Annotated in this window: 13 protein-coding genes; 12 read left to right on the top strand and 1 reads right to left on the bottom strand. The window is 37.2% G+C overall.

The features are described 5' to 3' along the window. From LDX54_RS07445 to alr, 6 genes are all read left to right on the top strand, one after another. Positions 1-846 carry a transporter substrate-binding domain-containing protein gene (locus LDX54_RS07445; RefSeq protein WP_187156679.1) on the top strand — a complete coding sequence of 282 codons (846 nt, stop codon included), beginning with the start codon at positions 1-3 and terminating at the stop codon, positions 844-846. A 115-nt stretch (positions 847-961) separates the two neighbouring features. Beyond that, positions 962-1,210, top strand: coding sequence for a type B 50S ribosomal protein L31 (locus LDX54_RS07440; RefSeq protein WP_046325385.1), 249 nt, complete (start codon positions 962-964; stop codon positions 1,208-1,210). A gap of 131 nt (positions 1,211-1,341) precedes the next feature. Next, a complete protein-coding gene (gene murF / locus LDX54_RS07435; RefSeq protein WP_122026368.1) occupies positions 1,342-2,709 on the top strand; it encodes a UDP-N-acetylmuramoyl-tripeptide--D-alanyl-D-alanine ligase in 1,368 nt (455 codons plus the stop codon). Between the two features lie 10 nt (positions 2,710-2,719). Continuing rightward, complete coding sequence (locus LDX54_RS07430) at positions 2,720-4,201, top strand: DEAD/DEAH box helicase (RefSeq protein WP_265667580.1); 1,482 nt, start codon at positions 2,720-2,722, stop codon at positions 4,199-4,201. 78 nt (positions 4,202-4,279) lie between these two features. Next, on the top strand, positions 4,280-4,633 hold the full coding sequence (acpS, locus tag LDX54_RS07425; protein WP_110446449.1) for a holo-ACP synthase: 354 nt from the start codon (positions 4,280-4,282) through the stop codon (positions 4,631-4,633). Between the two features lie 2 nt (positions 4,634-4,635). Further along, positions 4,636-5,763: an alanine racemase gene (gene alr / locus LDX54_RS07420; protein WP_265667581.1), complete on the top strand. Its 1,128-nt coding sequence runs from the start codon at positions 4,636-4,638 to the stop codon at positions 5,761-5,763. A 68-nt stretch (positions 5,764-5,831) separates the two neighbouring features. Here alr and cbpA read toward each other — a convergent pair whose 3' ends face one another. Continuing rightward, the gene (cbpA, locus tag LDX54_RS07415; protein WP_046325378.1) at positions 5,832-6,524 is read right to left on the bottom strand and encodes a cyclic di-AMP binding protein CbpA; all 693 of its coding nucleotides are present in this window, start codon (positions 6,522-6,524) and stop codon (positions 5,832-5,834) included. A gap of 226 nt (positions 6,525-6,750) precedes the next feature. Here cbpA and pth point away from each other — a divergent pair, with 226 nt between their 5' ends. From pth to tilS, 6 genes are all read left to right on the top strand, one after another. Then, a complete protein-coding gene (pth, locus tag LDX54_RS07410) occupies positions 6,751-7,317 on the top strand; it encodes an aminoacyl-tRNA hydrolase (RefSeq protein ID WP_265667582.1) in 567 nt (188 codons plus the stop codon). A gap of 1 nt (position 7,318) precedes the next feature. Further along, positions 7,319-10,813 (top strand): transcription-repair coupling factor, encoded by a 3,495-nt coding sequence (gene mfd, locus LDX54_RS07405; protein WP_265667583.1) that lies wholly within the window; start codon positions 7,319-7,321, stop codon positions 10,811-10,813. 9 nt (positions 10,814-10,822) lie between these two features. Further along, on the top strand, positions 10,823-11,065 hold the full coding sequence (locus LDX54_RS07400; protein ID WP_046325375.1) for an RNA-binding S4 domain-containing protein: 243 nt from the start codon (positions 10,823-10,825) through the stop codon (positions 11,063-11,065). Between the two features lie 75 nt (positions 11,066-11,140). After that, a complete protein-coding gene (locus LDX54_RS07395) occupies positions 11,141-11,518 on the top strand; it encodes a septum formation initiator family protein (protein WP_265667645.1) in 378 nt (125 codons plus the stop codon). Then, on the top strand, positions 11,518-11,883 hold the full coding sequence (locus LDX54_RS07390; protein ID WP_198202728.1) for a S1 RNA-binding domain-containing protein: 366 nt from the start codon (positions 11,518-11,520) through the stop codon (positions 11,881-11,883). Before LDX54_RS07395 ends, LDX54_RS07390 begins: the two co-directional genes overlap by 1 nt. Continuing rightward, the gene (gene tilS, locus LDX54_RS07385) at positions 11,873-13,129 is read left to right on the top strand and encodes a tRNA lysidine(34) synthetase TilS (protein ID WP_265667584.1); all 1,257 of its coding nucleotides are present in this window, start codon (positions 11,873-11,875) and stop codon (positions 13,127-13,129) included. The genes LDX54_RS07390 and tilS overlap by 11 nt, the downstream gene beginning before the upstream one ends. The last annotated feature ends 35 nt before the right edge of the window (positions 13,130-13,164 follow it).

Below are 13,164 nucleotides of genomic sequence, written 5' to 3'. Positions count from 1 at the left end.
ATGCAGAAAAATAAAAATAGAAATATTATCATCACCGTTTTAATTGTCCTGATAATTGCAGTGGCAGCTTTTTTTGGCATTAAGTCAACAAATAATAAAAGTAGCAATGCTAATGACAGCAGCGTGAGCGCTATTAAAAAGCGGGGCACTTTACGAGTTGCCGTATTTGGCGATTTACCACCATATGGTTGGGTTGATGATAACGGCAATCGCGTAGGCTACGACGTTCGTCTTGCTCGCCAAATGGCTAAAGATATGGGCGTTAAAGTGAAGTTTACCCAAGTAAATGCCAATAATCGTGTTGATACCCTAAATTCGAATAAGGCCGATATTGTTTTAGCCAATTTTACTGAAACGCCAGAACGTAAACAAGTCGTTGATTTTGCAAAACCATACATGAAAGTATCCGTTGGGGTTATTTCACCTAAGAGTGCTCCGATTACTAGTGCAAAACAGTTAAAGGGCAAAAATTTAATTGTTAACAAGGGCACAACAGCAGAAAATTACTTCACTAAAAAAGGCGGAGTTGATTTACTGAAATTTGATTCCAAAACGCAGCAGTTCAACGCTTTTAAAAATAAACGTGCTGCCGCTTTAGCAGATGACAATTCATATCTCTATGCCTGGGTCAAAAAGAATCCTAATTATACAGTCGGAATTAAAAACATTGGTCCTAATCAATTTATTGCCCCCGCAGTTAAACAAGGGAATAAGTCACTTTTAAACTGGACTAATAAAGAAATCACTAGATTGGCAGATAAAAAGTTCTTCACAGATGACTATAATAAAGAACTCAAACCATATTTTGGCAAGGAAGTTAAACCAAGCGACATTGTTTTAAATTAACTCTGCTGCTATAATAAATAAGTCTTGAATTTTACTATTAAAAATGTTAAGGTATTAAGCGTTAATCGATTAATCTATGACTTGAAATAGGAGTCATGGCAAAGGAGTAATAAATATGAAACAAGGTATTCATCCAGATTACCAACAAGTAGTCTTTATGGATTCAGCAACTGGTGCTAAATTTGTTGCTGGCTCAACATTAAAGTCCAAAGAAACAGTGGATTATGAAGGTAAAACTTACCCATTGATTCGTGTTGAAATTACTTCGGATTCTCACCCATTCTATACTGGCAAGCAAAAGTTTGCTCAGGCCGATGGTCGAATCGAAAAGTTCAACAAGAAGTATGGCATGAACAACAAGTAATATCTTCAATCTGGTGGAAGGCAGTCCCATTGGGGCTGCTTTTTTATGTAAAGGCTAATTGTTATACTACATAAATAAGGAGTATAATTAACTACTTCAGCAAAAACTCTTTTCGGCTAGGAGATAAAAAGATGAAAATGCAACTGGCAGAGATAGCCAAAGCAATAAATTCAAAGTGTGAAGGCAACGATCAGACCGTTATTACTTCTGTTGCCTTTGATTCTAGAAAAATCGCCGCTGGTGGATTATTTGTCCCACTAAAGGGCGAAAGAGACGGTCATGATTTTATCAGCAGCGCAATTAGTAACGGTGCAAGTGCCACATTATGGCAGAAGGATCATCCCAATAAACCCGACAATATTGCAGTTTTAGAAGTGGATGATCCATTAAGCAGTATGCAGCAATTGGCCCAATATTATTTAAATAAAGTCAATCCTACAGTAGTTGCCATTACAGGTTCAAATGGTAAGACTACGACCAAAGATATGACAGCAGCAGTTTTAGCGAAAAGGTTTAATGTGCATAAAACTGCTGCTAACTTTAACAATGAAATTGGCGTACCCATGACAATTTTAGATATGAAACCAAATACCGAAATCTTGGTTTTGGAAATGGGTATGGATCATGCAGGGCAACTTCATCAACTAAGTAAACTGACTCGCCCTGATGTCACGGTCATTACAATGATTGGTGAGGCTCACATTGAATTTTTAGGCTCTCGTGCTGGAATTGCTGATGCCAAGATGGAAATTACCGATTTCTTACGCGAAGATGGTGAGTTCATATATAACGGGGATGAACCGCTTTTACGTGAACGGGCGGCAAAAATACCACAAGCAAAAGTTACCTTTGGTTTTGCAAAAAATGATACAGTTTATGCAACAGGTTATCGCAGCTACAAGCACCATGCTACTTTTACGATTAATAATTCTGCTCATAAATTTACTATTCCTATGATTGGCAAACATAATGTTTCTAACGCGCTTTCGGCTCTTTGTGTTGGCAGGCATTTTGGTGAAAGTGATGAAGAAATTGCCACAGCTTTAGAAAAGTTCACTCCGACAGCGGATAGAATGGAATGGGAAAAAGGCGATGTAGGAGAAGATATTATGAGCGATGTTTATAATTCCAATCCTACTGCCGTGCGTGCCGTGATAACCAGTTTTGGTCAGATCCAGGTTCCAGCTGGAAGTCGCAGGATCGCTGTTTTGGGTGATATGTTAGAATTAGGCCAAAGATCTGCCAAGCTTCACGCTGGGCTGGCAGATTGTCTTGACCCACAGGTAATTAATGAAGTTTATTTGTATGGTACAGAAATGAAAAATCTGGCAAATGCACTTAAAGAAAAGTATAAACCAGAGAATTTGCATTATTATGCCCCAGAACAAATGCAACACATGGTTTCAGATTTAAGAAATGATATTAAGCCGCATGACATTGTTGTTTTAAAGGGTTCGCATGGGATGCACCTGGAAAAAGTAGTAAAACGGCTTAGATAAGGAGAATTTAGTGAAATTTTCAGAATTAGGATTAAAAGATGAGCTTTTAAAAGCAATTAAGCGCTCAGGCTTTGAAGAGGCAACACCAATACAGGAACAAACAATTCCTCTGGCTTTAGCAGGCAGGGATGTAATTGGTCAAGCTCAGACGGGTACTGGTAAGACTGCGGCCTTTGCGCTACCTATCTTGCAGAATTTAGATAAGCATAATAAGGTAATTCAAGCTTTAATTATAGAACCGACTCGTGAATTGGCCATTCAAACTCAAGAAGAACTTTTCCGACTGGGTCGTGATGAAAATGCTCGCGTGCAGGTTGTTTACGGTGGTGCTGATATTGGACGGCAAATTCGTTCTCTTAAAAATCATGTGCCTGCGATTTTAGTAGGGACACCGGGACGATTACTTGACCATTTAAAGCGCAAGACGATTGATTTAGAAAATGTTAATACCATTGTTTTAGATGAAGCTGATGAAATGCTGGACATGGGTTTTATCCAAGACATTGAAAGTATTTTAGGCTATGTTAAAAACCGGAAACAGACTCTACTGTTTAGTGCTACTATGCCTAAACCAATTTTGAACATTAGTGAAAAGTTCATGCATAATCCGGAAATTGTACGGATTAAAACTAAAGAGCTAACTGCCGATTTAATTGATCAGTACTTTGTTCGGGCAAAAGATTCAGAAAAATTTGACATCATGTGCCGTTTGATTGATGTTGAAAGCCCAGATCTGGCAGTAGTATTTGTTAGAACTAAACGCCGAGTTGACGAAGTTACTAGGGGACTTCAGGCCCGTGGCTACAATGCAGCGGGAATTCACGGTGACTTGACCCAAGCTCGCAGACTTACTGTTTTAAAAAGGTTCCGTGCTGGTAAACTAGATATTTTAGTTGCTACAGACGTGGCTGCACGTGGATTGGATATTTCAGGCGTAACACACGTCTATAACTACGATATCCCTCAAGATCCTGACTCCTATGTTCACCGCATCGGTCGTACCGGCCGTGCCGGACAAAATGGTAGTTCAATCACTTTTGTTACGCCAAATGAAATTGGTTATATGCGTACAATAGAGCAATTAACTAAGAAAAAGATGACCCCTTTGCGTCCGCCATCTGATGATCAGGCTTTAAGGGGCCAACTTAAAGTGGCTAAATCTAAGATAGAAGACATAATGAAAGATGATCTATCTAAATATACTGATGATGCCAACGAATTATTAGAAAATTATTCAGCAGTTGATTTGGTATCAGCTTTTCTGAAGAATTTGTCAAAAGATTCTTCAAATGTTGAGGTCAAAATTAGTTCTGAAAAACCATTGCCGTATAAGGGTAATGGTCGTGGTGGCCGCGGTCGCTATAGTCATGGCAGAAATAGTCGTGGAGGCTATCGCGGTGATCGTAACCGCAGCCGTGGCAATTATCGTGGAGGCCATTCTCGCCGCTCCGGTAATGGCAGAAATTTTATTATTAAAAATAAAAAAGGTTAATGTTTTTACTAAAAAAGAGTTGTGACAGTTTACAACTCTTTTTTGCTAATATAATTTTATTATTATGAGGATAAGAAAATGATCGTTGGAGTTGGCATTGATGCTGTTGAAATTGAACGAGTTAAAAAAATAGTAGCCAAAGGGGATAATTTTGCCCGCAAAGTTTTGACCCCAAAAGAATTTGCCCAATACCAAAAACTAGCAGGCAGACGCAAAGTAGAATATTTAGGTGGCCGCTTTTCTATTAAGGAGTCGTTTGTTAAAGCACTAGGAACAGGCTTTGGCAAAGAAGTGGGTCTGCAAGATGTTGAAACTTTATGGGATAAAGTAGGTCACCCAGTCACAAGCTCGCCTAAATTTGCTGGCAAGATTTTTCCTAGTATTACTCATGATAGACATGAGATAGTTACATTAATTGTTTTGGAGAAGTAAAGATGGTTCCTGGAATTCATAGACCTGCAGCTGTGTGTGTGGATTTAGCTGCAATAAGACAGAATATTAAAGAAGAAATTAAGCATTTGGCACCAGGGCAGAAACTGTTTGCCGTTGTTAAAGCAAATGCATATGGCCATGGTGCGGTAAAAGTAGCCCAAGAAGCTGTTAAGGCAGGTGCCAGCGGCTTTTGCGTTGCTATTTTAGATGAAGCTTTAGAATTAAGGCAAGCCGGAATTGTCCAGCCGATCTTGGTGTTGGGCGTTACGCCCGCAAAGTATGCCTCACTTGCAGCTGTGAATGGCGTCTCATTAACTGTGCCTGATTTAAAATGGCTCAGAAAAGCCGAATCTAACTTGATTCAAGACAAGCTGCAATTAAAAGTTCATTTGGCAATAGATTCCGGGATGGGACGCATTGGTTTTAGTCAAGATGATGAATTTATTGCAGCAAATGATTTTTTATTGAATAATTCCAATTTTGCTGTTGAAGGGCTGTTTACGCACTTTGCCTCCGCAGACAGTAGTGATGATTCATATTTTCAAGGACAAGTCACGCGCTTTAACCACTTTAAAAAATTGTTGAAAATAAAACCCAAATGGATTCATGTAGACAACACTGCAGCCAGTGTTTTTGATAAGAAAGTTCATAGTGATTTGGTTCGTTTTGGTATTGGCATATATGGTCTGAATCCATCTTCGAATCCTGCAAGTGCTGACTTAGAAACCGCAATTAAATTAAAACCGGCTATGTCTTTTGTTAGTGAACTGGTACAAGTTCATACTATTCACAAGGGTCAGGGAGTGGGCTATGGCTCAACATATATTGCTGACGAGGATCAAATTATCGGAACAATTCCAGTAGGTTATGCCGATGGCTTTATTCGTAAATTTCAGGGTTTTAAAATTAAAGTCGGTTCCGAATACTGTCCTATTGTCGGTCGCATTTGCATGGATCAGTTAATGGTGCAATTGCCATATGAGATGGCAGTAGGAACTAAAGTAGTTTTGATTTCAAATGATCCGGCAGCGCCAAATTCTATCAAAAAAGCAGCCGACTATGTTGACAGTATCCATTATGAAGTTGCCTGTTTACTAGATGATCGTTTGCCAAGAAAATATTATAATTAAAAATTGCTAAGTAAAAAGCACATCAAAATGATGTGCTTTTATAGTGGCAACAATTAATTATTTTCGTCTTAGTTAATGTAGACACCAGGATTTTCATCACTCATAAGTGTCATACCAGCCTGCAAGTCTTCAATCTCAGCAACAACATAGCCTTTTTTCTCAAGACGTTTAACGATTTCTTTTAAGACGTCCTCGGTAAGCCCAGCAGGTAATGTAAATAAAATACGTCTTACAGCATTATCTGTTTTACCAGCAGTAGGTGCGTCCAGGCTCATTACACCTGCTATGGCACAGTACTTACTGATAATTTTGCTCATCTTTGCTAAATTGCCCCTTGAATTATCTGTTAAAACAGTGAGGACATACGACCCAGTTTTAATATTCCAGGCATCTGATAACATATCAAGCAATCTTGAGTGCGTCAAAATACCATAGAATTTGTTTTCTTCGTCTAACACTGAAATGTAAGGCAAGTCCTTAATTGTGAAGAAAACTTTAAAGAATGGCGAATTAACCTTGATGGTTTTAGTAGCATTTTTTAATAAGTAGGTAACTGGCAAATTCATATCCTTACCTTGAGATTTATGGCGGTAGATATGCATCTTATAAATATTACCACGGAAAATTGTGCCAGTGTCATCCAAGATTGGGACACATCGGAATCCAGAATCTTCCAAAGTTTTTAAAGCTTCTTCAAGCGTAGCGTGTTCGTTGACTGTGGTTAAATAATCTTTTTTAATAACCAAAGATTTGATTAGCATTAAACTGCCTCCGTTGTAAAAATAATCTAAACGATTATATCATATAAATGAAAAAATTAGATTAAATGAAAATTAAAAGAAAAACATTGTTCAGATTGATTTTAGCACTTGCCGTACAAATTAAAAAGCCTAATTAATCAATGAAATCAAAGTGTAATAGTCTTTAAGGAAATCAGACCGATTGATTGTGCTATCATTAATAAGACTATAAATAAGGGGAAGTTAAATGAAGATTATAGCAGGTCTGGGTAATCCAGGCAAAAAATATGATGGAACAAAACATAATACTGGCTTCATGGCTTTAGATCACTTTTTACAAAAAAATGCTTTCAATTTGGAAAGAGAAAAGTTTGAGGGCAAGTATACAAAACAAAAAATAGCAGGAATTGATGTAATTTTACTTGAACCACAAACTTTTATGAATGATTCAGGCAGATCTGTAGCCCAATTTGCTCATTTTTTTAAAGTTGAGCCCCAGGACATTTTGATTGTTCATGATGACATGGACATGCCATTAGGTAAAATCCGTATCCGTGCAAATGGTAAATCTGGAGGTCATAATGGTATTAAAAGTATTATTCGTGATTTAGGCACCAATAATTTTAACAGACTGAAAATTGGTATCCGCCATCCAGCAAACGTAACAGAAGCAAGTGTAGTCTCCTGGGTTTTATCACCGTTTAATACTGAACAAAAACAGTTGATGGATGAAGCTTTTGCCACAGCCAGTGAAGTCATAACTGACTTTATTGCAGGAAAAAGCCCACAGTATTTAATGAATAAATATAATTAAAATGCGTTTAACTAACATTATAGAAAAAGATCATGATCTGATAAATTTTATTGCTAATACTAGCAACACCAAAAATTCTTTGATCACCGGAGCTAATGCCGGTGCTTTTGATTTGCTTTTGTGCCAAATAGTTGAAACTTTGCAAAAGCCGTTGGTGGTATTGGAAGAAAATGAAAATAAGGCTCAAAAACTTTATAGTGAACTCAATGCAATTATGCCTGAAGACAGTGTGCAAATTTTTCCAGTAGATGCATCGATAGCGACTCAAACGGCAGTTACTTCACCTGATGAATTAAGTAGTCGTATTCAGGCGCTTAACTTTTTGCTGAGTCAGAACAAGGGCATCGTGATTACTACTCCGCAGGGCTTACAATATAAATTGTCTAAACCACAAGAATACCAAGCAGCAAGACGGGAGTTTGAGCCTGAAAAAGAATTTGATTTAGCTGAACTGACTAATTGGTTTGTGCAGGTAGGCTTTCGCCGCGAAAATCTGGTAGCTAAACCTGGCGAATTTGCATTACGGGGAGATATTCTAGACGTTTACCCACTTGACCGCGAAAATCCTGTCAGAATTGAATTTTTTGGTGACGAAATTGATACTATAAAAGAATTTGATTTAGCCAGTCAACGCAGTCAAAAGCAGATTGATAAAATAGTCGTTACTGCAGCTCAAGATCGCGTTTTTGCCGCTAATAATTTTAAACGTGCGGCACAGAAGATAGCAAAAGCTATGGCAGATTCTCCTGCTGGTGAAAAGGAAGTTAAGGAACATTTTGCGGAGTCATTGGATGAACTAAATAATGGTTCTTTACCTCAAAACTACGCTTTTTTAACAGACTTTCTAATTGATAATCCCGATAATTTACTTGATTATTTAGCAAACTCTGGTTTGGTTTTGCTTGATGACTGGCCGTTAATTGAGCAGGCTGTTAAAACAGTAGATGAACAGAATGCCGGTTTTATTGCTGATGAACTAAAAACTGGTGCTATGATACCAGGACAAGAGCTGCACAGTGATTTTCATAAAAATTGGTCACAAGATAAACATAGTCATCTTTATTTTTCATTATTTCAACGCAGTATTGGTCGCGTTAAGCTAGGTCAATTATTTGACTGGCAGACAAGAGAACCTGAACAGTTTTTCAGTCAGATGCCTCTTATCAAGTCTGAAATAGAATCATATCAGAAAAAACAGCAAACGGTAATTCTGCAGGCAGATAATAATAAGAGGGCAAAACAAATTAGTCAGACGATGGCTGAATTTGGCATGGATGTGGCAATTGTTAAGCCAGATGACTTAGTCGAGCGTCAAACGCAAATTACGGTTGGTGGTTTTGCCAGCGGCTTTACTTTACCCAATAATAATCTAGTTTATTTAACTGAACGAGAACTTTTTAATAAAGTAACGCACCACAGTCGCCGTATTAAAACCATGGAGAATGCCCAAAGACTGCGTAGTTATACTGAACTGAAGCCAGGAGACTATGTTGTTCACGTTAATCACGGAATCGGCCGCTTTGAAGGAATAAAAACCTTAGAAAATAACGGTGTCAAAAGAGACTATATTACTATTACCTATCAACATGGTGACCAATTATTTGTTCCCGCTGATCAGCTGAAATTAGTGCAAAAATATGTTGCTTCTGAAGGGAAAAGACCACATGTTAACAAGCTGGGTGGTAGTGAATGGGCAAAGACCAAGAGTAGAGTTCAATCTAAGGTCGAAGATATCGCCGATGAATTAATTGCTTTGTATGCCAAAAGAGAATCGGAAAAAGGCTTTGCTTTTTCAAAAGACGATGATTTGCAGCGGCAGTTTGAAGATGCTTTCCCTTATGTCGAAACTCCGGATCAGCTGCGCTCAATTAAGGAAATTAAACATGACATGGAACAAGAAAAGCCGATGGACAGGCTACTTGTGGGTGATGTTGGCTTTGGTAAAACTGAAGTAGCTTTAAGAGCAGCATTTAAAGCGATTGAAGATAACAAGCAAGTTGCCTTTTTGGTACCTACGACTATCTTGGCACAGCAACATTATGAAACTATCCAAGATCGGTTTAAAAATTTTCCTGTTAATTATGCTGTTTTATCCCGTTTTCAAACTCCAGCTGAAGCCAAAAAAATTACTGAAGGTTTAAGAAATGGCAAGATTGATCTTGTAGTCGGGACACACAGATTATTATCAAAAGATGTTAAGTTCAAAGACTTAGGCTTACTCATTGTTGATGAAGAGCAAAGATTTGGCGTAAAGCACAAAGAGAGGCTTAAAGAACTGAAGGCCAACATTGATGTTTTAACGCTAACTGCAACACCGATCCCTCGTACGTTGCACATGTCAATGATTGGTGTGAGGGATTTATCAGTTATGGAAACCCCGCCATCCAATCGTTATCCGATTCAAACCTATGTAATGGAACAAATACCAAGCGTTGTTAAGGAAGCCTGTCTGCGGGAAATTCAGCGTGGAGGACAAGTCTTCTATTTGCACAATCGTATTGGTGATATTGATGATGTTGTGCTGGAACTCGAAGCTCTCATGCCTACAGCTAGGATTGTCAGTGTTCATGGCCGTATGAGTAAAAACCAAATGGAAGATATTCTGTATCGGTTTTTAAATAGAGAATTTGATATTTTAGTTACAACTACCATAATTGAAACCGGAATAGACATGCCGAATGTCAATACCATGTTAATTGAAAATGCAGATCATTATGGCTTAAGTCAGCTTTACCAGTTGCGTGGCAGAATTGGTCGTAGCGCCCGCTTGGCATACGCTTATTTTTTATATCAGCCCAATAAGGTTCTGACAGAAATTGGAGAAAAAAGGTTGGATGCCATACGTGATTTTACCGAACTTGGATCAGGATTCAAAATTGCTATGCGTGATTTGTCAATTCGTGGAGCCGGCAATATGCTTGGAGCAGAGCAGCATGGCTTTATTGACAGTGTCGGGTATGATCTGTATTCACAAATGCTTTCTGATGCCATTAAAAATCGCAAAAACAAAAAGAAAGTCAGAAAGAGTAACGCTGAAATTGATATGGGACTTGAAGCATATATTCCAGAAAAATATATTAGTGATCAAGAAGAAAAAATTGAATTTTATAAGAAAATTAAATCTGCCAGTCCTGCTGATATCGAGCAAATTAAAGATGAGTTGATTGACCGCTTTGGTAATTATCCTGAACCGGTCGAAAATTTACTGGCAATTTCACAGTTAAAGGCTGAGGCAGATTTAGCTCAGGTCAGAAATATTACCAAAATTAATAACCAGCAGGTAAAAGTTGAATTTGAATTAGAGGCTTCAAAAGAATTACAGGGACCTAATATTTTTAAGGCTCTTGAACATGTTTCATTTAAAGCAAAAATCAATCTTTCCCCGGCTAACAGGCTGGTTGTGCTGTTGGAACTTCCTGATAATCTGCATCAGAGACAATTATTTACTAATTTAATTACTTTTATGACGGCTGCCAGTGATATTATTCAAAGATAGGAGAAAAAAATGAGAATTGATAAATTTTTAAAAGTTTCCAGACTAGTTAAAAGACGCCCAATAGCTAAAGAAATGGCTGATCAGGGTCGAATTAAGGTAAATGATCACGTGGTCAAGTCCAGTTATGACGTTAAGATTGGCGATATTATCGAAGTAGGTTACGGTTCTAAACAGGTAAAAGCCAAGGTTTGTGCAATTAAAGAAACTACTAAAAAAGCAGAAGCCAGTGAATTATATGAATTAATAAATTAGTTTGGTCTTTAATGACATTTATAGGTGGTCTTGTTATAATTAAAATAGTATTTGTTTTTGATAGTAGAGGTCAAAATTATGAACGGTCCACGTATATACAATTCAGTTAGTCCGGAGGAGCAACTGGCTCGTCTGAAACGTAAACAAGAAAAAAGAGCAAAAGAAGTACACCGTGTACGACGTAATCGCATCGTTGCTCTTTTCGTTGCCATTTTTGCGTTTTTAGGAGTACAGATTGGCGTTACGCACTCTCAGACAGAACATATTAACAGTCAAGTGCAGACTTCTAAAAAGGAATTGAAGAAAATAAACAATCAAAAACAAGTTTTATTAGCTAAGCGCAATGACTTGAAAGATACTGATTACGTGGCTAAACTGATTCGTTCTAAATTTTTGTACTCTAAGCCAAACGAAACAATTTACAATTTACCTGAAGGAAAAAACAATAATTAATGAAATATCAAGTTGGACAGAGAGTTACAGGTATTATCAATAATATTAATGACTTAGGCATCTTTGTCACTCTTTCTCATCATCAAACAGGGCTAATTCATCATAGTGATTTTAACAATAATTGGTTGCGGGAAAAGAATAATTATCGTGTTGGAGAACAGATTCGCGTAGTTGTCCTTCATAATTATAAAGGCAAAATCGCCCTTTCAAGAATGAGGGTTAATGATCCTGATTTAATTGATCATACTAACCCTTTTTCTAATACTAAAATGGCAGATTTTACCAAGACTTTAACGCAAACTGTGAATGATGCCCAAAAAGAAATAAAAAAATTAGAACAAGATTTGGTCAGTTATGCGGATTGATGACTTTTTTAAGGTAAATCATTTTCCGCTGGCTGCTAAAACCCTTGTAGTCGCAGTTAGTGGTGGACCAGATTCATTAGCTTTATTAGATTTGTTATATCAAATAAAGGAGCAATACCAATTTAGATTGCTCGCCGCCCATTTGGATCATCAACTGCGGCCTGACTCTTTTAAAGAAGAAAAAGTAATTTCTGCGTATTGTCAAAATAAAAGTATCGAGTTAATTAATGAAAAATGGCCTCAATCTTTACAACCTTTAGGCGGCGTTGAGGCTGCTGCTAGAAAATATCGTTATGATTTTTTAGTTAAAATAATGCGCAATTATCAGGGAGATTATTTATTAACGGCACATCATATGGATGATTTGCTTGAAAATATTCTGCTTAAATTTATTCGTTCTGGTAATCCTAGTGAAATGAATAGTTTGAGGGCAATTAGCGAAATGCAGGGAATGACTTTGTTAAGGCCTCTTTTAAATGTCACAAAAGCTGATTTATTAGAATATGACAAAAAGCACCACATACCGTACGTAATCGACCAAACTAATAATGAGGACGATACTTTACGCAACAGGTTACGTCATCATGTAATTCCCTTACTTAAAAAAGAAAATAAAAAAATTGGTCAAAATGCTCTTAGATTTAGTAAAGAGGTTAGTTTGCTAACATCAATCGTCGATGAAAGATTTGCTCAGTTTGACCAGCCGAAAAAGTTTTTAAATGTAGCATATCGTCTAAAAACTAGTGCTCTCAAACAATTGAATAGTGAGCAAAAGCAGGCTTTTTGGCAACATTTTATATGGCAGACCTGGCAGGAGCGAGTCAATCAAAATTTGGCGAATTATACGTTACTTGTTTATCAAGGCTTTTTTTATCTTTTTAAACAGTTGCCAGCTAGGCCAGCAAATAAAGAAATTATTCTCGATCAAGTATTTTCATTTAATAAGCGTAAATTTTTACTATCTTTAAAAGCAGCCGAACCTCATAAATTAATTGGAAATTTTAGGGCAAGCAATAAAAAACAATTTACCGCAGGGTCAATTTTACCCGGAACAAAGCTTTTATTAAAAGATGGCAGCCATGTAAAGAGCAAGAAAAAGTTTGCTCAAAGTGGTATTCCGAATATATTGCGGCCATACTGTTTGACTATTTATGATGGTGATAAAGTGGTTTTCATTGAACAGACTTATTCTAATCAGCAAGTGTGTTCTGGTGAAAAATGCTTTTATTTATATGAAGATAATTGATAAAAATTTTTAAATTATTAGAGTACAGATGAAAT

The organism is Lactobacillus sp. IBH004, from assembly GCF_026185255.2.
GTDB lineage: Bacteria > Bacillota > Bacilli > Lactobacillales > Lactobacillaceae > Lactobacillus > Lactobacillus melliventris.
The sequence above is the reverse complement of the archived record's forward strand: the minus strand, read 5'-3'. Positions and strand labels throughout refer to the sequence as shown.